The sequence below is a fragment of the Burkholderia stagnalis genome (assembly GCF_902830275.1).
GTDB lineage: Bacteria > Pseudomonadota > Gammaproteobacteria > Burkholderiales > Burkholderiaceae > Burkholderia > Burkholderia stagnalis.
This window is the reverse complement of sequence record NZ_CADESW010000001.1, coordinates 745,929-767,116: the sequence shown is the minus strand read 5'-3', so window position 1 is coordinate 767,116 and position 21,188 is coordinate 745,929. Positions and strand designations below refer to the sequence as shown.

At 69.0% G+C, this 21,188-nt stretch carries 19 protein-coding genes and 1 pseudogene; 14 read left to right on the top strand and 6 right to left on the bottom strand.

Annotated features, from left to right (window positions below; genetic code table 11):
- Positions 1 to 41: 41 nt before the first annotated feature.
- The 6 genes from HWY45_RS03295 (at position 42) to HWY45_RS03270 (ending at position 7,075) form a co-directional block, all read left to right on the top strand.
- Positions 42 to 1,214: an L-rhamnonate dehydratase gene (locus HWY45_RS03295; RefSeq protein ID WP_059803592.1), complete on the top strand. Its 1,173-nt coding sequence runs from the start codon at positions 42 to 44 to the stop codon at positions 1,212 to 1,214.
- A gap of 2 nt (positions 1,215 to 1,216) precedes the next feature.
- On the top strand, positions 1,217 to 2,134 hold the full coding sequence (locus HWY45_RS03290) for a dihydrodipicolinate synthase family protein (protein ID WP_059886407.1): 918 nt from the start codon (positions 1,217 to 1,219) through the stop codon (positions 2,132 to 2,134).
- 80 nt (positions 2,135 to 2,214) lie between these two features.
- A complete protein-coding gene (locus tag HWY45_RS03285) occupies positions 2,215 to 3,513 on the top strand; it encodes an MFS transporter (protein WP_059886409.1) in 1,299 nt (432 codons plus the stop codon).
- Between the two features lie 73 nt (positions 3,514 to 3,586).
- Positions 3,587 to 4,534, top strand: a complete 948-nt coding sequence (locus HWY45_RS03280; RefSeq protein ID WP_059886411.1) for a YncE family protein — start codon at positions 3,587 to 3,589, stop codon at positions 4,532 to 4,534.
- 1 nt (position 4,535) lies between these two features.
- Complete coding sequence (locus HWY45_RS03275; RefSeq protein WP_059886412.1) at positions 4,536 to 5,495, top strand: amidohydrolase family protein; 960 nt, start codon at positions 4,536 to 4,538, stop codon at positions 5,493 to 5,495.
- The gene (locus HWY45_RS03270; RefSeq protein WP_059886453.1) at positions 5,495 to 7,075 is read left to right on the top strand and encodes an aldehyde dehydrogenase (NADP(+)); all 1,581 of its coding nucleotides are present in this window, start codon (positions 5,495 to 5,497) and stop codon (positions 7,073 to 7,075) included. Before HWY45_RS03275 ends, HWY45_RS03270 begins: the two co-directional genes overlap by 1 nt.
- A 30-nt stretch (positions 7,076 to 7,105) precedes the next feature.
- On the opposite strand, the gene HWY45_RS03265 is transcribed toward HWY45_RS03270, so the two are convergent.
- The 3 genes from HWY45_RS03265 to HWY45_RS03260 form a co-directional block, all read right to left on the bottom strand.
- On the bottom strand, positions 7,106 to 8,059 hold the full coding sequence (locus HWY45_RS03265) for a CgnE/CgnB domain-containing protein (protein ID WP_059803603.1): 954 nt from the start codon (positions 8,057 to 8,059) through the stop codon (positions 7,106 to 7,108).
- 58 nt (positions 8,060 to 8,117) lie between these two features.
- Complete coding sequence (locus HWY45_RS37120) at positions 8,118 to 8,240, bottom strand: hypothetical protein (protein WP_017330456.1); 123 nt, start codon at positions 8,238 to 8,240, stop codon at positions 8,118 to 8,120.
- A gap of 351 nt (positions 8,241 to 8,591) precedes the next feature.
- Positions 8,592 to 9,023: a GNAT family N-acetyltransferase gene (locus tag HWY45_RS03260; protein ID WP_059886415.1), complete on the bottom strand. Its 432-nt coding sequence runs from the start codon at positions 9,021 to 9,023 to the stop codon at positions 8,592 to 8,594.
- Between the two features lie 182 nt (positions 9,024 to 9,205).
- Here HWY45_RS03260 and HWY45_RS37115 point away from each other — a divergent pair, with 182 nt between their 5' ends.
- Positions 9,206 to 9,334 carry a hypothetical protein gene (locus HWY45_RS37115; RefSeq protein WP_269114083.1) on the top strand — a complete coding sequence of 43 codons (129 nt, stop codon included), beginning with the start codon at positions 9,206 to 9,208 and terminating at the stop codon, positions 9,332 to 9,334.
- A complete protein-coding gene (locus HWY45_RS03255) occupies positions 9,331 to 10,530 on the top strand; it encodes an amidohydrolase family protein (RefSeq protein WP_059886417.1) in 1,200 nt (399 codons plus the stop codon). The genes HWY45_RS37115 and HWY45_RS03255 overlap by 4 nt, the downstream gene beginning before the upstream one ends.
- A gap of 173 nt (positions 10,531 to 10,703) precedes the next feature.
- Here HWY45_RS03255 and HWY45_RS03250 read toward each other — a convergent pair whose 3' ends face one another.
- Entirely contained in the window at positions 10,704 to 11,552 is an 849-nt protein-coding gene (locus tag HWY45_RS03250; protein ID WP_059564084.1) for a LysR substrate-binding domain-containing protein, read from the bottom strand.
- 102 nt (positions 11,553 to 11,654) lie between these two features.
- On the opposite strand from HWY45_RS03250, the gene HWY45_RS03245 reads away from it, so the two are divergent.
- A complete protein-coding gene (locus HWY45_RS03245; RefSeq protein WP_059886418.1) occupies positions 11,655 to 12,302 on the top strand; it encodes a LysE family translocator in 648 nt (215 codons plus the stop codon).
- A 145-nt stretch (positions 12,303 to 12,447) separates the two neighbouring features.
- On the opposite strand, the gene HWY45_RS03240 is transcribed toward HWY45_RS03245, so the two are convergent.
- Positions 12,448 to 13,827, bottom strand: coding sequence for an FAD-containing oxidoreductase (locus HWY45_RS03240; protein ID WP_059886420.1), 1,380 nt, complete (start codon positions 13,825 to 13,827; stop codon positions 12,448 to 12,450).
- 263 nt (positions 13,828 to 14,090) lie between these two features.
- Between HWY45_RS03240 and HWY45_RS03235 the strand changes: the two are divergent.
- Positions 14,091 to 14,228 (top strand): annotated as a pseudogene (locus HWY45_RS03235) (LysE family translocator); the annotation flags it as partial.
- A gap of 68 nt (positions 14,229 to 14,296) precedes the next feature.
- On the opposite strand, the gene HWY45_RS03230 reads toward HWY45_RS03235, so the two are convergent.
- A complete protein-coding gene (locus tag HWY45_RS03230; RefSeq protein WP_059886424.1) occupies positions 14,297 to 15,508 on the bottom strand; it encodes a DUF1444 family protein in 1,212 nt (403 codons plus the stop codon).
- Between the two features lie 235 nt (positions 15,509 to 15,743).
- Between HWY45_RS03230 and HWY45_RS03225 the strand changes: the two genes are divergently transcribed.
- Genes HWY45_RS03225 through HWY45_RS03210 form a run of 4 tightly spaced genes read left to right on the top strand, consistent with a single transcriptional unit; the run spans position 15,744 to position 20,812 of the window.
- Positions 15,744 to 16,472, top strand: a complete 729-nt coding sequence (locus tag HWY45_RS03225; RefSeq protein ID WP_059886426.1) for a DUF3348 domain-containing protein — start codon at positions 15,744 to 15,746, stop codon at positions 16,470 to 16,472.
- A 10-nt stretch (positions 16,473 to 16,482) separates the two neighbouring features.
- Positions 16,483 to 19,530, top strand: coding sequence for a DUF802 domain-containing protein (locus HWY45_RS03220; RefSeq protein WP_176118348.1), 3,048 nt, complete (start codon positions 16,483 to 16,485; stop codon positions 19,528 to 19,530).
- Between the two features lie 3 nt (positions 19,531 to 19,533).
- Entirely contained in the window at positions 19,534 to 20,184 is a 651-nt protein-coding gene (locus HWY45_RS03215; protein WP_059564078.1) for an OmpA family protein, read from the top strand.
- Positions 20,174 to 20,812 carry a DUF2894 domain-containing protein gene (locus HWY45_RS03210; RefSeq protein ID WP_150999436.1) on the top strand — a complete coding sequence of 213 codons (639 nt, stop codon included), beginning with the start codon at positions 20,174 to 20,176 and terminating at the stop codon, positions 20,810 to 20,812. The genes HWY45_RS03215 and HWY45_RS03210 overlap by 11 nt, the downstream gene beginning before the upstream one ends.
- Positions 20,813 to 21,188: the final 376 nt, after the last annotated feature.

Here is a 21,188-nt window from a genome sequence, read left to right as displayed (position 1 = left end):
CCGCCACACCCATTCAGAACCGAACACCCGGAGACAACCCCATGAAGATCAAGGCCGTACGCGCACGCGTGTACCAATGGAAAGGCAAGACGGTGCCGCCGCAGGGCAACTTCTGCTCGAACGCGATGGACCTGCTGTATGCGCCGCAGGAGACGATGAGCACGTTCCGCTTCCACGCGTGGACGGTGGTCGAAGTGGAGACCGACGACGGCATCGTCGGGCTCGGCAACGTCGCGCTCGCGCCGCACGTCGCGAAGGCGATCGTCGACCAGTACCTCGCGCCGCTCGTGATCGGCCAGGACCCTTGGGACTACGAATACCTGAACCAGCGGATGTACCGCGCGACCCACGCATGGGGCCGCAAGGGCATCGGCATGGCGGCGATCTCGGCGGTCGACATCGCGATCTGGGACATCCTCGGCAAGAGCGTCGGCAAGCCCGTGTTCAAGCTGCTCGGCGGCCGCACGAAGGAAAAGATTCCCTGCTACTACTCGAAGCTGTACCGCACCGATCTGCGCGAGATGCAGGCGGAAGCGCAGCGCTATCTCGACGAAGGCTTCCGCGCGTTCAAGATGCGCTTCGGCTACGGGCCCGCGCACGGGCAGCAGGGGGTGACCGAGAACCTGAAATCGGTGGCGGCGATCCGCGAGGTGATCGGCTATGACAACGACCTGATGCTCGAATGCTACATGGGCTGGAACCTCGAGTATGCGAAGCGCATCCTGCCGAAGCTCGAGAAATACCAGCCGCGCTGGCTGGAAGAACCGGTGATCGCCGACGACCTCGACGGCTACGCGGAGTTGAACCGGCTCACGAGCATCCCGATCTCCGGCGGCGAGCACGAGTTCTCGCTGTACGGCTTCAAGCAGCTGCTGGACCGCAAGGCCGTGTCGGTCGTGCAGTACGACACGAACCGCGTGGGCGGCATCACGATGGCGCACAAGATCAACGCGCTGTGCGAGGCGTACAGCGTGCCGGTGATCCCGCACGCGGGCCAGATGCACAACTACCACCTGACGATGAGCACGCTCGCGTCGCCGATGAGCGAGTACTTCCCGATGTTCGACGTCGAGGTCGGCAACGAGCTGTTCTATTACATCTTCGACGGCGAACCGGTGGCCGAGAACGGCTTCCTGCAGCTGCGCGACGACGTGCCCGGCCTCGGCCTCACGCTGAAGACCGAATTCCTCGACCAGTTCGACATCGTGGAGTGACCATGCGCGCACGTTACCAGGGCGTCTTTCCGGTGGCGCCGACGATCTTCGCCGACGACGGCGCGCTCGATCTCGACGGCCAGCGCCGCGCGATCGACTTCATGATCGACGCGGGCTCGCACGGCATCTGCATCCTCGCGAACTACTCGGAGCAGTTCGCGCTCGGCGACGACGAACGCGACCTGCTGACCCGCACGGTGCTCGAGCACGTCGCCGGCCGCGTGCCGGTGATCGTCACGACGTCGCACTTCAGCGCGCGGATCTGCGCGGCGCGCAACCGGCGCGCGCAGGCCATGGGCGCGGCGATGGTGATGGTGATGCCGCCGTATCACGGCGCGACGTTCCGCGTGCCCGAGGCGTCGATTCACGCGTTCTTCCATCAAGCGAGCGACGGGCTCGACATCCCGCTGATGATCCAGGACGCGCCCGCGAGCGGCACGCCGCTGTCGGTCGACTGCCTCGCGCGGCTCGCGCGCGAGATCGACGCGGTGTCGTACTTCAAGATCGAGACGCCCGGCGCGGCCGCGAAGCTGCGCGAGCTGATCCGCGCGGGCGGCGATGCGATCGAAGGGCCGTGGGACGGCGAGGAGGGCATCACGCTGCTCGCCGATCTCGATGCGGGCGCGACGGGCGCGATGACGGGCGGCGGCTATCCGGACGGCATCCGCACGATCACCGACGCGTATTTCGCGGGCCGCCGCGATGAAGCGTGCGAACAGTACGCGCGCTGGCTGCCGCTGATCAACTACGAGAACCGGCAGGCCGGCTTCCTCGCGGCGAAGGCGCTGATGAAGGCGGGCGGCGTGATCGCGTGCGACCGGCCGCGCGCGCCGTGGCCCGACCTGCATCCGGATACGCGCGCGGGGCTGCTCGACGCGGCGCGGCGGCTCGATCCGCTCGTGCTGCGCTGGGGGCGCTAGGCTGCACATCGAACAGACACCGAACGGCCCGCCAGAAGGCCGCATGCATACCGACAAAGCCGAAAACGATTGGAGACACCATGACCACCCTGAACCACGCGAGCCCGGCCTACGATGCCGACGCCGCCACCCCCATTCCGCGCCGCCGCTGGCTGCGCGTGATCCCGCCGCTGCTGATGGCCTGCATCGTGTCGTACATGGACCGCGTGAACATCGCCTTCGCGATGCCGGGCGGGATGAACGCCGAGCTCGGCATCGGCGCGAGCATGGCCGGCCTCGCGGGCGGCATCTTCTTCTTCGGCTACCTGTTCCTGCAGATTCCGGGCGGGCGGCTCGCGGCGCTCGGCGGCGGCAAGAAGTTCATCGCGTGGTCGCTGGTGAGCTGGGCCGTGCTGTCGGCGCTGACGGGGCTCGTCACCGAAGCATGGCAGTTGCTGACGCTGCGCTTCCTGCTCGGTGTGGCGGAAGGCGGGATGCTGCCCGTCGTGCTGACGATGGTCAGCAACTGGTTTCCCGACCGCGAGCGCGGCCGCGCGAACGCGATGGTGATCATGTTCGTGCCGCTCGCGGGGATCATCACCGCGCCGCTGTCCGGCTTCATCCTCGCCGCGTACGACTGGCGCCACCTGTTCTACGGCGCGGGGCTGCTGTCGCTCGCGTTCCTCGCGATCTGGCTGCCGTTCGCCGACGATCGCCCGGAAACCGCGCGCTGGCTGTCGCCGCGCGAAAAGGCCTACCTCGTCGACGCGCTGCGCGCGGAGCGCGAAGCCGCACGCGGCAGCGCGCAGCACACCGCGACGTCGTTCCGTGCGCTGCTGCGCGACGAGACGGTCTGGCGGCTCGTCGCGATCAATTTCTGCTACCAGGTCGGCATCTACGGCTATACGCTGTGGTTGCCGACGCTCCTGAAAAACCTCACCCATGGCGGGATGGCGCAGGTCGGGATGCTGGCGATCCTGCCGTACATCGGCACGATGCTCGGGATGAGCGTGACGTCGTATTTGTCGGACAAGACCGGCAGGCGGCGTCTGTTCATCGTGCTGCCGCTGCTCGGCTTCGCCGCGTGCCTGTTCCTGTCGGTGCGGTTCCAGTCGGCGACGTGGGTGTCGTATGCGTTCCTGATCGGCTGCGGCTTCTTCCTGCAGGCGGCGGCCGGCGTGTTCTGGGCGATCCCGCCGAAGCTGTGCAGCGTCGAGACGGCGGGCAGCGCACGCGGGCTGATCAACGCGCTCGGCAACCTCGGCGGGTTCTGCGGCCCGTATGCGGTGGGCGTGCTGACCCAGCACGTGAGCGCGGCGGCCGGCGTGTACAGCCTCGCGGGCGCGCTCGCGGTGGCCGGGCTGCTGACCTTCACGCTGCCGAAGCGCTGCGAGGCGTGAACCGGCGCGGGAACGCACGAATTCGCCGCGGCCCGCGCGCCGCGGCGGCATGATCGAAGTACGGAGACACGACATGAACGACATCCTGCTGCTGGTGCAGAAGTGCGCCCATACCTTCAGCTTCTACGACCTCGACACGAAGACGGCGCTCAAGCACATCGTGCTGCCGAACTTCCCGCATGAATTCACCGTCGACGCGAGCAATCGCTTCGCCTACGTCGGCATCTTCGGGATCGAGACCGCGTGGTCGCGCGGCCACGAAGGCGATCACCGGATCGCCGAGATCGACCTCGTCGAGCGCACCCACACGCGCATGCTCGACCTGTGGCCGTACTACCGGCCGCACGGCATGGCGAGCGACCGCGAAGGGCGCCTCTATGCGATGAGCGAGGCGCACGACATGCTGCTCGTGTTCGACCGGCCGACCGAGCAGGCGGTGCCGAACCTCGCGGTGCCGTCCGGCGGCGTGAAGACGCACCTCGTGACGCTCACGCGCGACGCGAGCCGCGCATACGGCGTGCACCTGCTGTCGAACACGGTCACGCAGTTCCATCCGCGCGACGCGACGGTCGCGCCGCGCGCGGTGATGCCGGGGCCGCGCCCGGAAGGCAACGCGCTGTCGAGCGACGAGCGCACGCTGTTCGTCGCGAACCGCGGCGACGACACGCTGGTGGCGATCGACACCGACACGATGACCTGCGGCCGCCGCGTGAAAACGCGCCACGACCCGAACCGCATCTATCGCACGAGCGCGCCGGACGGCCGCGACCTGCTGCTGCTGACCAATTCGGGCGAGCGCTCGATCTCGGTGTTCGACGCGCAGCAGCTCGAGGAGATCGAGCGCGTCGCGCTGCCCGCGAACCCGACCGCGCTGTCGTTCCATCCGGCGCGGCGCGCGGCCTACGTGTCGTTCCAGGACGACTACGTGCGCGAGCTCGATCTCGATGCGTGGCGCTTCGTCAGCGCACTGCCGACGCTGCGCGAGCCGGACGCGTCGTTCGTGCTCGCCGGCGCGCGCTGACATGCGCGGGGAGCCTTCGCCCGTCGCGCTGCCGGCGGCGCTCGTCGACGCGCATCATCATCTGTGGCGGCTCGGCGACGGCGCGCACTACCCGTGGCTGCAGGAGCGCTACGACCCGGCGCGCTTCATCCTCGGCGACTACGCGGCGCTGTGCCGCGATTTCGACGTGGACGACTACCGGCGGGCGGCACACGGCGCGCCGCTCGTCGCGAGCGTGCACGTCGAGGCGGAGCGCGCGCACGACGAAGCGCTCGCGGAAACGCGCTGGCTGCATCACGTCGCGGCCGCGCACGGGCTGCCGTCGGCGGTCGTCGCATGGGTCGACCTGCTCGCCGGCGACGCCGACGAGCGGCTCGCCGGGCAGGCCGCGTGGCCGCTGGTGCGCGGCGTGCGCTTCAAGCCGCGCATCGCGCCGGCGCCCGACGCGACCGTGGACGGCCCCGGCACGCTGCGCGACGCGCGCTGGCCCGCCGCGCTCGAACGGCTCGCCGCGCATGGCCTCGGCTGGGATCTTCGGGTGCCGTTCTGGCATCTCGACGAAGCGGCCGCGCTGCTCGCGCGTGCGCCGGCCGTCGACGTGGTGCTCGAACACGCGGGGCTGCCGTGGGACCGCTCGGCGGCCGGGCTCGCGCGCTGGCGGCGCGGCATGGCGGCGCTCGCCGCGCTGCCGCGCGTGTCGGTGAAGCTGTCCGAGTTCGGGTTGCGCGACGCCGCGTGGAACGACGCGGAGAACCGGCGGATCATCCGCGAGGCGATCGCGATCTTCGGCTGGGAACGCTGCCTGTTCGCGAGCAATTTCCCGGTGGCGGGGCTGCGGGTCACGTATCCCGCGTTGCTGCGCACCTTTGCCGCCGCGCTGGCGGACCTCGATGACGGCGCACGTCGAGCAATCTGGCATGACAACGCGATCCGGGTCTACCGGATCGACCTGAACGAACCGCACAAGCAGGCAGGTGGATGATGCAGATTTCCGGAGACATGTTGATCGGCCGCGCATCGGTGCGCGGCACGGCAGGGGCGCTGCGCGCGTTCGATCCCGCGCGCGGCGTCGAACTGGAACCCGAATTCGGCGCGGGCGATGCGGCCGACGCGGACCGCGCATGCACGCTCGCGGCGGCCGCGTTCGATCCGTTGCGCGCGGCGCCGCTCGACGTGCGCGCGCGTTTTCTCGACACGATCGCGGACGAGCTCGTCGCGCTCGGCGACACGCTGATCGCGCGCGCGCACCAGGAATCGGCGCTGCCGGTCGCGCGGCTCGAAGGCGAGCGGGCGCGCACGGTCGGCCAGCTGCGGCTGTTCGCGGCGCTGGTGCGCGACGGCCGCTGGCTCGGCGCGACGCTCGATGCCGCGCAGCCCGAACGTCAGCCGCTGCCGCGCCCGGACTTGCGCCTGCAGAAGATTCCGGTCGGGCCGGTCGCGGTGTTCGGCGCGAGCAACTTCCCGCTCGCGTTCTCGGTCGCGGGCGGCGACACGGCGTCGGCGTTCGCGGCCGGCTGCCCGGTGGTCGCGAAGGCGCATCCCGCGCATCTCGGCACGTCGGAGCTGGTGGGGCGTGCGATCCAGCGCGCGGTCGCCGCCTGCGGCTTGCCGGAGGGCACGTTCTCGCTCGTGCTCGGCGCGGGCAACGCGATCGGCGAGGCGCTCGTCGCGCATCCGGCGATCAAGGCGGTGGGCTTCACCGGCTCGCGCGGCGGCGGGCTTGCGTTGATGAACATCGCCGCACGGCGGCGCGAGCCGATTCCCGTGTATGCGGAGATGAGCAGCATCAATCCGTGCTTCGTGCTGCCCGGCGCGCTCGCGGCGCGCGGCGGCGAGATCGCGCGCGGCTTCGTCGAATCGCTGACGCTCGGTGTCGGCCAGTTCTGCACGAACCCGGGGCTCGTGGTCGTGCTCGACGGGCCGCACACGCAGGCGTTCATCGACGCGGCCGCGCAGGCGCTCGGGCAGAAGGGCGCGCAGACGATGCTGACGGACGGCATCGCGCAGGCGTACGCGCGCGGCGTGTCGCAGCGCGCGGCGGCGGACGGCGTGCGCACGCTCGCGCAGGGCGCGACGAGCGGCGCGCTGTCGGCGGCGCTGCCCGCGCTGTTCGCGACGACGCAGCCCGCGTTCGTCGCGAACCCGCAGCTCGAGGACGAGATCTTCGGGCCGACGTCGCTGGTCGTCACGTGCCGCGATATCGACGAGATGATCGATCTCGCCGAGCATGTCGAAGGGCAGTTGACCGCGACGCTGCAGATCGAGCCGGACGACTACGCGCTCGCGCGCCGCCTGCTGCCGACGCTCGAACGCAAGGCGGGGCGGATTCTCGCGAACGGCTATCCGACCGGCGTCGAGGTCGCGCACGCGATGGTGCACGGCGGGCCGTTCCCGGCCACGTCGGATTCGCGCACGACGTCGGTCGGCACGCTCGCGATCGAGCGCTTCCTGCGGCCGGTGTGCTATCAGGCGCTGCCGGCGGAACTGCTGCCGCCGGCGTTGCAGGATGGCAATCCGCTCGGCGTGTGGCGGCTGCGGGACGGGCAGTTCGCGAAGGATTGAGGACTGTGTCGTGACGCGCCGCGAACGGCGTCACACGGCGAATGCGCCGTCGAACACGATCCTGTCGTCCAGCGCCAGCGTGCCGCGCGCGAAGATCAGGTCCAGATGATGGCTGCCTTGCGCGCCGCCGCCGAGGCCGAGGTGCAGGCCCGGATGCCGTTCCTCGAAGCCCGCGTTGCGACCATACAGGCGCCGGATGCCGAGATTGGTGCCGATGCCGAATTCCTCGATCGTGCGATGGTTCGCATGCCGCTCGAGGTACGACGCGAAATCGCGCCGGAAGTCCGCATCGTCGCTGTCGAAGCCGACGATCGTGCTGTCCTCGACGTGCAGCGTCGCGAGCCGCTCGGCCACCTTGTACTTGACCGCGAACGGCACCGTGCCGAGGAACGTGCCGCTGAACACGATCGAGCCGCGCAGGTCGGTGACGTGCGTCGCGATCTCGCCGGGCACGACGTCGAGGTTGCCCAGGCCGTCCACGCTGGTCCATTTCTGGTCGGGCGCGAGCGAGCCCGTGAGCCGGTTGCCGGCCTCGTCGATGAAGTGAATGTGCGACGCGCGCGCTGCGGCGTCGATCAGCCGGCCGTTGCGCTCGGCGATGTCGTCGAGCGATTCCGCGAACGCCTCGTCGAGATGCGGGCCGTAGTCCTTGAACAGCACCGACTTGCCCCAGTGCTCGACGATCGCCGGCCGGATCGCCGCGAGGAACGGCGGGCCGCTCGGCGACGGCGTGGGCAGCGTCGACGAGTCGTACAGCAGCACGAACAGGTCGGCCTCGCCGATCGCCGCGACGATCTCGTCGGGCGGCGTGGTGTCGAGGCAGACGGTGGTGGCGGCGAGCGTTTCGGGCAGCGTCGAAAACGCGCGCAGCGCGGTGTCGCGGTTGCGCGCGTCGTAGCCGACCAGCAGCTTGGCCTGGTCCGCGCGTGAGAGCTTGTCGCGCAGCGCGGGATGACAGCCGAGCGCGCGGTGCAGGTTCAGCATGCGTGTCTCCGGAAGCGGCGGAAGGGGCGATGCCCTTCCGCCTGGTCGAATGGCCCGCTCAGACCGGCCAGAGTGCGGTGCCGAACGGCACCACGGCGTCCTCGACCATCATGTCGACGGCCTGCGGATGCGTGTCTTCCTTCATCCACTCGAGCAAGTCGATTTGCTGATTTTCCTGCATGTCAATTCTCCTGGTTGGGTGAACACGAGATTTTCAACATGGAAACGCGGCGGGTTGTCCGCCGCTGCTTGTCCGGCATTAATCGGTCGATGCCTTTCAAGTGGATTGGATATTAATTGACGACTTTAGCGAGCGCAATCATGCGGATCGTTTTTACCTTGTATCCACTAAACAGCCGGATTTGTTGAGTTTTTCAGGCTTCGTTGCGCTGAGGGAAATCGAATAATTAAATTTTGGTTGCGCGGATTTTTATGAATTAGCGAACATTGCCCATTTATTGAACTTATTTAAATTTGACGATATTGATCGTAATTGCGCGAATCGTTTCGAATTGCGGTGCGCGGGCGCCGTTCAATAGCTCATGTGGATCAGCGGGAACGGCCGGCCCGCCGCGTCCGTTTCCGAGCGGCCGATGTCCCGGAAGCCGTAGCGGCGATAGAACGCATGCGCGCCCGGGTTCTGCTCGTTGACGTCGACGGTCGGGTGCGGGTGCTGCGCGCGCACGTGATCGAGCAGGCGCGTGCCCACGCGCTGGCCGAACCGGTCCGGGTCGACGAACAGCATTTCGATTTGCGCGTCGTTCGTGCCGATGAAACCGGCGATGCGGCCGTCGCCGGTTTCGGCCACCCAGATGGTGACGCTCGGCAGATAGAGATCGCGGACCTGCGGGTAGAGCCCGGCGATGTCCTGCTCGCTGAGAAACGCGTGGGTCGCCTTGACGGCGCGGTGCCAGATGTCGAGCAGCACGGGGTTGTCGTCGGTGATACGGGTGCGGATGGTCATGAGGCGTGGATCGGCGATGGGGTTTGGGGCGCGCCGCCGCTGGGGTACGTGCATCGATGGGCCATTTTGACACCCTGGCCCCGTTACTTGCGTGCGCTTTCGTTTTTCTTGTAGGGTCGAACCATCGGCTGGCATTCGATTTCCAACTGATCTTCAGTTGAACATTTCATTTCTGAGTGCAATTGCGGCTGGATACCATACAGCTGATCCAGCTGCGCGCGCTGCTCGCGAACGCGCTGGTTTTCATCGCGATCACCGCCGTGCAGCACAGGCTGCCGGCCCGTTTTTCGACGACGGCCGAATCCACATGACGACTTCTTCTTCCCTCCTGATTTCCAACGTCCGGCTGCCGGACGGCAGTGCGGCGGCCGTGTCGATCGAAGGCGGCCGGATCGCGGCCATCGGGCCCGGCGTGACGGCGGCGCCGGGCGCGACGGTCGAGGACGGCCGCGGCGCGCTGCTGCTGCCCGGTTTCGTCGAAGGGCACACGCACATCGACAAGAGCAACTGGGGCCGCCCGTGGTACCGCAACGAAGTCGGCCCCGCGCTCACCGACCGCATCGGCAACGAGCGCGAATGGCGCAAGACGTCGGGGCACGACGCGGCCGCGCAGTCGCTCGCGCTGTCGCGCGCGTTCGTCGCGGCCGGCACGACGCGGCTGCGTACCCACGTCGACATCGATACCGACGGGGGCCTGCGCTATCTCGACGGCGTGCTCCAGACGCGGCAGACGCTTGCCGACGCGCTCGACATGCAGATCGTCGCGTTCCCGCAGTCGGGGATGCTGATTCGCCCGGGCACCGTCGAGCTGCTGTCGCGTGCGCTCGACGCGGGCGCGGACGTGCTCGGCGCGCTCGATCCCGCGCTGATCGACCGTGATCCGGCCGGCTCGCTGGATGCGACGTTCGCGCTCGCCGAGCGCCACCGCAAGCCGATCGACATTCACCTGCACGAACCGGGCGAGGTCGGCGCATTCACGCTGAACCTGCTGCTCGATCGCGTCGCGGCGCACGGGATGCAGGGGCAGGTGGTGGTCAGCCACGGGTTCTGTCTCGGTGCGCTGCCCGAGCGTGAACGCGACGCGCTGCTCGACCGGATCGCCAGCCTGAACGTTGCGCTGCTGACGTCCGCGCCGGCGTCGTGCCCGGTGCCGCCGCTGAAGACGTGCCGCGAGCGCGGCATCACGCTGTTCGGCGGCAACGACGGGATTCGCGATACCTGGTCGCCGTACAACGTGCCCGACATGCTCGAACGCGCGATGCTGATCGGCATGCGCTACGACCTGCGTCGCGACGACGATCTGGCGATCGCGCTCGACTGCGTGACGGATGCGGGCGCGCGCGGCTGCGGTTTCGCGGACTACGGGCTGCGCGCCGGCGCGCGCGCCGATCTCGTGCTCGTCGACGCCGAGACGGTCGCGCATGCGATCGTCGCGCGGCCCGTGCGCCGGCTCGTCGTCGCGAACGGGCGGATCGTCGCGCGCGACGGCGCGTTCATCGGCGCGTGAGCGTGCGTGCGCGACGCGTCATCACATCGAACCGGAACAGGGCAACACGCCACGATTGCCAAGGTGCTGCGCTAAGCGATCGACGTGCTGATCGCACTACCGCCGCCGGCATTCCGCGATCCGGACGTGCGGCCGCACGGCAGGGTGCTGGAGCGCGTCAACGCGCGACCGGCTCACGCGCTCATCTCCGCGAGAATCTGCTCCGCGAGAAAATCGCAGGGCGGCCGGCCGGACCGTGCGCTTCGGGCCAGGACGACTTCGAGTTCATCCAGCGGCGGCAACCCTTCGTTCTGCGATAGCTGAACGAGATGCCCCGGCACGCTGCACTTTGCGAGGGGGGCGATCGCGAGTCCCGCCTCCACCATGCTGATCAGGCACATCAGGCTCGGGCTTTCGTAAGACATCCGATATTTGATGTTCTCGCGCTGAAGCGCGCTGACGGCATTGGCGCGCGCCGTGCTGCCATGGGCAAAAACGGCGATCGGAAGCGGGCGTTCCTTCCACACCTTTCTTGCGGGCGACCCGGCCCACACCATCGGCTCGAAGCGGATGAATTCGCTCGCCACGCCCCTCGTTTTCGTGATGCAGGCGAGGTCCAGCGTGTTGTCCTTGAGCAAGGGAACGAGCGCGCTGCTGGGCAGGCCGATGACCCGAATTTCGACACGCGGATGCGCAACCGCGAACTTTCCGAGCACCTGAGGCAGCAGCGACGCGGCGTAGTCGTCGGGCACGCCGATGGTGACGCGGCCCTTGATCTCGGGGCGCACGACCGACGCCCAGGCTTCATCCCGCATCGCCAGCATGCGGCGGCCATAGTCCACGAGCGTCTTGCCTTCCGCGGTAATCGTGACGTTGCGGGTGCTTCGTACGAAAAGCGGTTTTCCCAGCGCTTCTTCAAGCGCCTTGACCTGCATGCTGACCGCCGACGACGACCGGTGCACGGACTCCGCACCACGCACGAACGATCCCGTATCGGCAACCGCCACGAGCATCTCGAGCACGTCCAGATCGAGCTTCTTCATTCTATTCAGAAAATCTGAGCAATCGCTTCAGTTTAATTCGTTTTACGTGGTTATGCATCGACCCGATACTACGCTCGACGATCACGAGCGGAGTGCACGACCATGCAGGGAACGGCATCGATTTACGGATTTCTGGCGGTTGGCGGGATGATTGCCGTGACGCCGGGCCCGAACATGGTCTACGTGATGTCGCGCTCGATTGCGCAAGGACGCTCGGCCGGGCTGATTTCGCTGGCGGGCGTCATGCTCGGCTACCTCTTCTACATGTTCGGCGCAGCGTTCGGCATCACGGCGCTGTTCCTGAGCGTGCCTTATGCAGGCAGCGTGTTGGGCGCCGGGGGCGCCGTGTATCTGTTCTATCTCGCGTGGCAGGCCGTGAAGCCCGGCGGCCGTTCTCCGCTGGAAGTGCGCGAGCTGCGCCGGGAACAGCCACGCCGGCTCTTCGCGATGGGCGCCGCGACGAGTCTGCTGAATCCGAAGCTGGCGATGATCTTTCTGTCGATCCTGCCGCAATTCATCAACGCGCAGGACGGCAGCGTTCTCAGGCAGTCGCTCGTGCTCGGTGCGTCGTTGATCGTCGCGTTCGCACTGGTCAATGGCTTCGTGGCCATCTGCTCCGGCGGCATGGCGGCGTTCCTCGCCCGTCGCCCGGGGCTCCTGCTGGCTCAGCGATGGACGATGGGTGCCATGTTGTTTGCGCTTGGCGCGCACATGGCCGCAGACGCATTGAAGGCGGCAGGCTTCCATTGATTGTCGGCCGGCGCCTGCGCCGGCCTCCATGTACCGGCGCGCATCGGCGATCTGCGCGAACCGCGAAGGCGCGATCGATCGACGGCTCGAATGCCGTGGCGCCGGCCGTGTTCGCCTACCTGCCGGCGTGCGTGCTGCGCGCCGGCTACGGCACCGGATGCAGATCCTGCAGCAGCGTCGGCACGAGCTCCGACACCGTCGGATGAATGTGCATCGCGCGGCTGATCGTCGTGTACGGCGCGCCGGCGGCCATCACGTCGAGCAGCGCATGCACGACTTCGTCGCCGGTCACGCCGAGGATCGACGCGCCGAGGATCGCGTGGCTGTCCGCGTCGACGATCACCTTCATGAAGCCCAGGCTCTCGCCTTTCTCGACCGCGCGCCCGACGCGCGTCATCGGGCGGGTGCCGACCAGCAGCCGGCGGCCCGACTGCCGCGCCTCGGCCTCGGTCATCCCGACGCGGCCGAGCGGCGGGTCGACGAACATCGCGTATGCGGGGATGCGGTCCGACACCTTGCGCGGATCGTTGTCGAGCAGGTTCGCCGCGACGATCTCGTAGTCGTTGTAGGCCGTATGCGTGAACGCGCCGCGGCCGTTGCAGTCGCCCATCGCCCAGATGCCGGGCACGCTGGTGCGCAGCTGTTCGTCGACCTTGATGTAGCCGTGCGCGTCGGTGTCGACGCCGGCGCGTTCGAGCCCGAGGTCGTCGGTGTTCGGCACGCGCCCGACCGCGAGCAGCAGGTGCGAGCCCGCGACTTCGCGCGCGCCGCCCGTGCAATCGAGGCCGACCACGACGCCGCTGCCGTCGCGCCGTGCGCTCAGGCAGTTCGCATCGAGCTGCACGTCGATGCCTTCGCGCTCGAGGATCTCGCGCACCGCATCCGATACGTCCTCGTCCTCGCGCCGGATCAGGCGCGGCCCCTTTTCGACGATCGTCACGCGCGAGCCGAAGCGCCGGTACATCTGGCCGAATTCGAGCCCGACGTAGCTGCCGCCGACCACCACCAGATGCTCGGGCAGGAAGTCGACGTCCATCATCGTCGAGTTGGTGAGGTACGGCACCTGGTCGAGACCGGGCATCGGCGGCACCAGCGCGCGCCCGCCGACGTTGATGAAGATCCGTTCCGCCTCGAGCAGCGCATCGCCGACACGCACCGTGTTCGCGCTGTCGAAGCGCGCGTGGCCCTCGAGCACGGTCGCGTGTTCGAGGCCGCGCACCCACTGCTCGACGCCGTGGTTCGACCGCCCGGAGATCTGGTCCTTGCGCGCCTTCACCTGCTTCATGTCGACCGTTACCGGCCCGCCGAGCGTCACGCCGTATTCGCCGGCGCGCCGCGCGAGATGTGCGGCGTACGCGCTGGCGATCAGCGTCTTGGTGGGAATGCAGCCGGTGTTCACGCAGGTGCCGCCGAACCGGCCCCGTTCGATCACGGCCACGTTCATGCCGGCGCCGGACAGCCGGGCGGCGAGCGGCGGGCCGGCCTGCCCGGTGCCGATGATGATTGCGTCGAAGCGTTGGGCCATGGCGTTCTCCTGCGCTGCGGGTGCGTTGCGTCGTGAACGATGCATGACGGAAGCATCATGCGTGCCGGCCGGGCCGCGTTCGCGGCGCACGGTTCGTCTATGGTAGACCTTGTCGATCTGGCCGGCTGGGTCAGTCCTTGCGACGCCGCGCGCCGAAGGCAGTCGGCCGCTTCGGGGCCGCGCGTGTCGCGTACAGGCGCGGTCGAATGGGGGCAGGTTGCGGCGGGGAACCGGCAGCATGGCCGCTCGCGTGGCGCCGTTGCACGATCGTCGCGCTGTGCTTCTCGACCCGCCGGCCGCGCGAATGGTATCTGCGCACGAAGAAATGGGTCGACCGCGCCGCGGCCGGCGCGATCTCCGCGCTCGGGCTGCGGCTGATCCTGACCGCGCCGAAAGCGGGGACTGACGCGGGGTGCGAAGGGCGACGCATGATGCGGCGCCGCATCCGCCTGCGCCGCCGTTCATCCGCTCAGCATTCCGGATATTGCGCGAGCAACGCGCCGAATACCGCGTCGTCCGGGAACGCGTCGACCTCGTAGCGAACGGGGCGATGCCCGGTCGCCTTCATCAGCCCGCCGCACGCGCGCATCAGCTCCGCCGTCGGCACGTACGCCGACTGCCGGGTCGACTGCCGGTACAGCACCACGCAGTCCGTTTCCGGCAGCAGCGCGCGCACGCCTTCGGTCCACACGCACACGCTGAACACTTCCCCGCTCGGGCGCTGGTACGCGCCGTACTTCGCCACGAAGATGTCGACGCCGTCGCGGGCATGCGCCTCGTTCAGCAGCGCCTGCTGGTCCTGGTAGTCGCCGGCGAGCTCGTTCACGCGCAGCTGCTGCAGCCTCGGCGCGAGCGCGTCCGGCACGAACTGCCGCCAGGCTGTGCCGTCCCAGCGGAGCATCAGCGGTGACAGCGGGCGCGGCTGCGCGAGCGCCTGCTCGGCGAGCCCGAGCAGGGTGTCGAGCCCCGCCGCGTTGCGGTCGCCGGTGAGCAGCAGCACGGACCGGTTCGGCGCCATCACCACCGGCGCGCCGGCGATCGGCTGCCGGTAGAGCAGGTCGGTCAGCAGCAGCCGGGCCGCGTCGTAGTAGTCGCCGAACTGCGACAGGAACACGCCGTGCTGCAGCGGCAGCCACGCGCGCGACGAAGCGGCGCGCAGGTTGTCGAGCGCGACGTCGTACGCGTCGTCGAACGTGACGCCCCATTCGTCCAGCTTGGCCGTGGTCAGCCGCGTCACGGTGAATTCGCTGTCGTACGCGATGCCGATCTCGAGGTTCTCGCACAGCGGCCGGTGCGCGATTGCCGGCCGGTTCGCGCGCGTCTCCATCTGCAGGTCGATCACGCCGCGCTCCGTCGCGCTGCGGATCACCGGCCGCAGCTGCGCCTTCGCCTCGGCGAACGCGGCGGGAATGGCGTGCTGCAGCATCCCGCTCGCCTGGCGCGCCAGCGTGGCCTGCCGGTCCGCCGGTTTCGCGCCGACGTAGTCGCGGAACAGGTTGTGCAGGTTGATCACGTTCGAGCGGGTGTCCGACTGCACGAGGCGGCTCTTGTCGCTTTCGTAGATCCACGCGCGCGTGTCGCCGGCCGCGCGCAGCGCGTTCGTCAGCCGTTCGGCGAATTGTTGCTGGGTGACCGGCTTGCGGAAGCGGTCGAGAAAGCGCAGGGCAAAATCGGGAAGCATCGTGTGGAGTCGAGTCGGGCCGGCAATGCAGACGCGCGGGGCAAGCCCGCCGTGTCCGGTTTATCGGTCCGGCGCGCCGGATTCTTGAGCGCCGGCCGCCGCCGATCGCGCTGCGAGCCTTGTCCGGCGGGCGTTCGCGGGCTCTGCCGCGGTGCGTTGCCGCACCCGCCGGGCGCAATCCGGCGGCGGACCCCGCGCCGACGTGTAAACTGCTGCCTTTTTTGACGGTTGCAGCATGGTGCAAGCCCCCCAGCGCACGGCACTGAGCGGCCCGACGCTCGTTCGCCTGCTCGCGCGGCTGGCGGATGCCGACGTACCCGAATCCCGGCAGACGCTGGCGGACCGGCTGAGCCAATGGCTCGGCTGGACCGACGCGATCACGCTGTCCTCGGCGCTGAACGGCAGTCCGCCTGCGCTCGCCGGCGGCGCGCGCGCGCCCGGCGGCGACGCCGAGCGCGAGTGCGCGCGCGTGCGCCACGAGCTGGCGCAGGCGGTGACGCGCAGCCGCGCGGCCGGCGCGAGCCGCCGCAACGGCGCGATGCCGGCGGCGCCGGCCGCCGACACGGCCGACTTCGCGGATTTCCGGCAGCGCTATCTGTCCCTGCAGCAGGAGATGGAAACGGCGATCGGCCAGCTGCGCGGCCGCCTGCGGGTCGCGCTCGCGGCGCGCACGCCCGGCATGGCGCGGCTCGCGACGCTCGACGCGATCATGGAGCGGGTGCTCGGCGCGCGCGAGCGCAGCCTGCTGGCCACCGTGCCGGCGCTGCTCGGCGCGCACTTCGAGCGGCTGCGCGACGCGGAGCGGCAGGCGCTCGGCGATGTCGAGGAATCGGGAAACACGGCGGTCACGTCCGGCGCATGGCTGGACGTGTTCCGCAAGGATATGCAGAGCGTGCTGCTCGCCGAGCTCGAAGTTCGGTTTCAAACGGTGGAAGGGCTGCTCGAAGCCCTTCGCGCCAGCTAAACAAGACGTTATGTCCAGAATTCGTATTGATCTCGTTGTATTCGTGGCCGGTCTGATCGCGGTGTGCTGGATCGGCGCCGGTTATGTCGCGTCGAACCCGGTGGCGGCGACCGTCACCCTGTTGATCGCCGCCTGCTATCTCGCCGGCGGATTCGAACTGCTGCGCTACCGGCAGGCCACGGCGACCCTTTCGCGCGCGGTGGCCGGCCTGTCCGAGCCGCCGGCTGCGCTCGACGCGTGGCTCGACACGCTGCACCCGGGCCTGCGCGGCGCGGTGCGCGCGCGCATCGAGGGCACCCGCGCGGCGCTGCCGGGGCCGTCGCTCACGCCTTACCTGGTCGGCCTGCTCGTGCTGCTGGGGATGCTCGGCACGCTGCTCGGGATGGTGGTGACGCTCAAGGGCACCGGCGCCGCGCTGGAAAGCGCGACCGACCTCGACGCGATTCGCGCGTCGCTGATCGCGCCGGTCAAGGGCCTCGGCTTCGCGTTCGGCACGTCGATCGCCGGGGTGGCGACGTCCGCGATGCTCGGGCTGCTGTCCGCGCTGCTGCGCCGCGAGCGCATCGATGCGGCGCAGCAACTCGACGCGAAGATCGCGACGACGCTGCGCGTGCATTCGCATGCGCATCGCCGCGACGAGTCGTTCCGGCTGCTGCAGCGGCAGGCCGACGTGATGCCGGCGCTGGTCGACCGGCTGCAGACGATGATGACGACGCTCGAGCAGCGCAGCGTCGCGCTGCACGAGCAGCAGGCCGCGAGCCAGCAGGCCTTCTTCGACCGGACCGAGCACGCATACGGGCGGCTCGCGTCGTCGGTCGGGCAGTCGCTGCAGGACAGCGCCGCCGAGAGCGCCCGCGTGGCCGGTGCCGCGCTGCAGCCGGTGATGGAAGCGACGATGGCGGGGCTCACGCGCGAAATGACCGTACTGCGCGACACCGTCACGCAGGCCGTCGATCGGCAGCTGGATGGCCTGGCGAGCGGCTTCGAGGCGACCACCCACAACGTGGCCGGCATCTGGAACCGCGCGCTCGCGGACCAGCAGCGTTCGAACGACGCATCGGCCGAGCAGCTGCGCGCCACGCTCGGCCAGTTCACCGACACCTTCGCGCAGCGCTCGACCGACCTGCTGGACGGCGTCGCGACGCGCCTCGAGGCGACCGAACAGCGGATGTCGGACGCGTGGCGGCACGCGCTGGCGCAGCAGGCGCAGGCCGGCGAGACGATGGCCGGCCACAACGCGCGCGCGCTGGAGACGGCCGCCGCCGCGTTCGGGCAGCATTCGGCGTCGCTGCTGGAGACGATGCGCGCGTCGCACGCGGGGCTGCAGACGGAACTCGCGTCGCGCGACGAACAGCGCCTCGCGGCATGGCGCGACTCGCTCGCGGCGATGGCCGCCGCGCTGCGCGACGACCTCGCGCAGACGAGCGCAAGCCAGACCAGCCGCCAGCAGGCGATCAGCGATGCACTGGCGCAAACGGCGCGCGACATCGGCGCGCAAACGTCGGCGTTCGAGCAGCATTCGGCATCGCTGCTGAATACGATGCGCGAATCGCATGCGGGCCTGCAGAGCGAGCTCGCATCGCGCGACGAACAGCGTCTCGCGGCATGGAGCGCGTCGCTTGAAGCGATCGCGGCGAAGCTCGGCGACGAATGGGCGCAGACGAGCGAGGATCACACGAGCCGCCAGCAGAAGATCATCGACGCGCTCGCGCAATCGGCGCGCGACATCGGCGTGCAGACGTCAGCGTTCGAACAGCATTCCGCATCGCTGCTGAACACGATGCGCGAATCGCACGCGGGCTTGCAGAGCGAACTCGCATCGCGCGACGAACAGCGCCTCGCCGCATGGAATGCGTCGCTTGCAGCAATCGCGGCGAAGCTCGGCGACGAATGGGCGCAGACGAGCGCGAACCACACGAGCCGCCAGCAGAAGATCATCGACGCGCTTGCGCAATCGGCAAGCGATATCGGCGCACAGACGTCGGCGTTCGAACAGCATTCGGCATCGCTGCTGAACACGATGCGCGAATCGCACGCGGGCTTGCAGACCGAACTCGCATCGCGCGACGAGCAGCGCCTCGCCGCATGGAATGCGTCGCTTGCAGCAATCGCGGCGAAGCTCGGCGACGAATGGGCGCAGACGAGCGCGGATCACACGAGCCGCCAGCAGAAGATCATCGACGCGCTTGCGCAATCGGCAAGCGACATCGGCGCGCAGACGTCGGCATTCGAACAGCATTCGGCATCGCTGCTGAACACGATGCGCGAATCTCACGCGGGGCTTCAGGCCGAACTCGCATCGCGCGACGAACAGCGCCTCGCCGCATGGAACGCGTCGCTCGCGTCGATGGCCGCGACGCTGCGCGACGAGTGGGCGCAGGCGAGCACGCAGGCCGCGAGCCGCCAGCAGGACATCTGCGACACGCTTGCCCGCACCGCGAACGACATCACCGCGCACGCGCAGGCGCATGCGAGCGACACGATCAACGAGATCTCCCGCCTCGTGCAGGCCGCATCGGAGGCACCGAAGGCCGCGGCCGAGGTCGTCGCCGAACTGCGCCAGCGCCTGTCCGACAGCATGGTGCGCGACACCGCGATGCTCGAGGAGCGCAGCCGCCTGCTGGCGACGCTGGAAACGCTGCTCGACGCGGTCAACCACGCATCGACCGAGCAACGCAGCGCGGTCGACGCGCTGGTCGGCACGTCGGCCGGCCTGCTCGAACGCGTGGGCGCGCGCTTCAACGACACGGTCGACGCGGAAACCCGCAAGCTCGACGCGGTTGCGGCGCAGGTAACGGCGGGCGCCGTCGAGGTTGCGAGCCTCGGCGACGCGTTCGGAATGGCCGTGCACGCGTTCGGCGAATCGAACGACAAGCTGCTGTCCCACCTGCAGCGCATCGAGGCCGCGCTGGAGAAGTCGCTCGTGCGCAGCGACGAGCAGCTCGAATACTACGTCGCGCAGGCGCGCGAAGTGATCGACCTGAGCATGATGTCGCAGAAGCAGATCGTCGAAGACCTGCAACAGCTCGCCGGCCGGCGCGCGTCCGTCGGAGCGTAACGCATGCACGACGAAATCGACGGCGGCGCGGAATCGGCCGCGCCGGTCTGGCCTGCGTTCGCCGACCTGATGTCGGTGCTGCTCGGCGCGTTCGTGCTGATCCTGGTCGGCGTGATCGGCATGCAGCTGCAACTCACGTCGAAGCTCGAGGAAGCGGTGCGGCAGCGCCAGCAGGAAGCGCAGCAGCGCAAGTCGCTCGAGCAGGCGCTGGCCGGCCCGCTCGCGGCCGGCCGCGTGACGCTCGTGAACGGCCGCATCGGCATCGCCGGCAACGTGCTGTTCGCGCTGAACTCCGACCAGCTGCAGCCCGAGGGCCGCGAGCTGCTGAAGACGCTGGCCGGGCCGCTCGCCGCGTACCTGAAGAACCGCGACGAGATCCTGATGGTCAGCGGCTTCGCCGACGACCAGCAGGTGCACGCCGGCAACCGCCAGTTCGCGGACAACTGGGAGCTGTCCGCGAAGCGCGCGCTGACGGTCACGCGCGCATTCATCGACGCGGGCGTGCCGAGCGCGTCGGTGTTCGCCGCCGCATTCGGCTCGGAGCAGCCGGTCAGCTCGAACGCCGACGATGCGGGGCGCGCGAAGAACCGCCGCGTCGAGATCGCGCCGGTGCCGCGCCGCACGGCGTCGAACGGGGGCCGGCGTGGGCAGTGACGCGACGCAGGCCCGCGCGATGCTCGACGCGTGGCGCGAGCAGGGCGCGGATCGCCTCGACCCGGTGCGGTTTCACCTGATGGACGCGCTGGCGCGTCGCGCGGCCGGCCACGACGGCGACACGCGGCGCCTGCTCGACGCGCGGCTGGCGACGCTGCTCGCCGGCTATGCCGATATCGTCGAACGTGGTGCGCCGAATGCGGCTGACGTGGGCATTCCGCCCGGCGAGCCTGCGCGCGGCGAACCCGCGTCCGGCGAGCCCGCACGCGGCGCGCTGGCGGCGCTCGTCGCGCAGCTCGCGCGCGATGCGCAGGCGGACCGCGCCGGCATCGATCCGGCCATGATCGAGTTCTTCCGGGAGACGTGGTCGAAGGTCCGCACCGAGAAGCAGTATCGCCAGGCGCTCGACCAGGTGCCGCGCAATGCGGGCCCGCTGAATTCGAGCAGCCTCGTGCACCGCTCGCTGTCGCTGATGCGCGACCTGTCGCCGGGCTATCTCCAGCAGTTCCTGTCGTACGTGGACGCGCTGTCGTGGCTCGAGGATCTGATGGGCGGCGGCGCGCAGGCCGAGAAGGAAGCGCCGCGCGCGAAGGGCGCGAAGAAGGCGGCGCGGGGCAAGACGCGCTAGCGGCACGCATCACGGCCTCCGTGCCGGTGTCGTGCCGTCACGCGGCGGCGGCATTCATTTCTCGTCAATCGACCAATCATGCATGAATGGGGCGATTGAATCTTCCGGGTTATCAAACCGGACTTCAAATGAATCGGTAAATATGACAATCGGGTTGCGTAAAACCCGATTTTGATCGGTATTAATTTAACGGCCGGTTATCAAGACGTCGAAGTCGATTCACGTATATGGGCGTGACACATGAATGACAGGCATTCATGCGCGGCGGGCCGGCGATTGCCTGACGCATTGCAGCACAACGGCCTGTAGCCAGTGCACGGCCGATCACTGGCGCTGTTTGACGGAGGAGGCTGAACCGCCGAGCGCCACGGTGATT

Bases quoted from the DNA above. Each gene is read 5' to 3' on its own strand.
- HWY45_RS03285 (WP_059886409.1), top strand. From the start codon at position 2,215: ATGACCACCCTGAACCACGCGAGCCCGGCCTACGATGCCGACGCCGCC.
- HWY45_RS03225 (WP_059886426.1), top strand. From the start codon at position 15,744: ATGGTGCAAGCCCCCCAGCGCACGGCACTGAGCGGCCCGACGCTCGTT.
- HWY45_RS03270 (WP_059886453.1), top strand. From the start codon at position 5,495: ATGCAGATTTCCGGAGACATGTTGATCGGCCGCGCATCGGTGCGCGGC.
- HWY45_RS03255 (WP_059886417.1), top strand. From the start codon at position 9,331: ATGACGACTTCTTCTTCCCTCCTGATTTCCAACGTCCGGCTGCCGGAC.
- HWY45_RS37120 (WP_017330456.1), bottom strand. From the start codon at position 8,240: ATGCAGGAAAATCAGCAAATCGACTTGCTCGAGTGGATGAAGGAAGAC.
- HWY45_RS03245 (WP_059886418.1), top strand. From the start codon at position 11,655: ATGCAGGGAACGGCATCGATTTACGGATTTCTGGCGGTTGGCGGGATG.
- HWY45_RS03250 (WP_059564084.1), bottom strand. From the start codon at position 11,552: ATGAAGAAGCTCGATCTGGACGTGCTCGAGATGCTCGTGGCGGTTGCC.
- HWY45_RS03290 (WP_059886407.1), top strand. From the start codon at position 1,217: ATGCGCGCACGTTACCAGGGCGTCTTTCCGGTGGCGCCGACGATCTTC.
- HWY45_RS03275 (WP_059886412.1), top strand. From the start codon at position 4,536: ATGCGCGGGGAGCCTTCGCCCGTCGCGCTGCCGGCGGCGCTCGTCGAC.
- HWY45_RS03260 (WP_059886415.1), bottom strand. From the start codon at position 9,023: ATGACCATCCGCACCCGTATCACCGACGACAACCCCGTGCTGCTCGAC.
- HWY45_RS03230 (WP_059886424.1), bottom strand. From the start codon at position 15,508: ATGCTTCCCGATTTTGCCCTGCGCTTTCTCGACCGCTTCCGCAAGCCG.
- HWY45_RS03265 (WP_059803603.1), bottom strand. From the start codon at position 8,059: ATGCTGAACCTGCACCGCGCGCTCGGCTGTCATCCCGCGCTGCGCGAC.
- HWY45_RS03220 (WP_176118348.1), top strand. From the start codon at position 16,483: ATGTCCAGAATTCGTATTGATCTCGTTGTATTCGTGGCCGGTCTGATC.
- HWY45_RS03280 (WP_059886411.1), top strand. From the start codon at position 3,587: ATGAACGACATCCTGCTGCTGGTGCAGAAGTGCGCCCATACCTTCAGC.
- HWY45_RS03215 (WP_059564078.1), top strand. From the start codon at position 19,534: ATGCACGACGAAATCGACGGCGGCGCGGAATCGGCCGCGCCGGTCTGG.
- HWY45_RS03240 (WP_059886420.1), bottom strand. From the start codon at position 13,827: ATGGCCCAACGCTTCGACGCAATCATCATCGGCACCGGGCAGGCCGGC.
- HWY45_RS03295 (WP_059803592.1), top strand. From the start codon at position 42: ATGAAGATCAAGGCCGTACGCGCACGCGTGTACCAATGGAAAGGCAAG.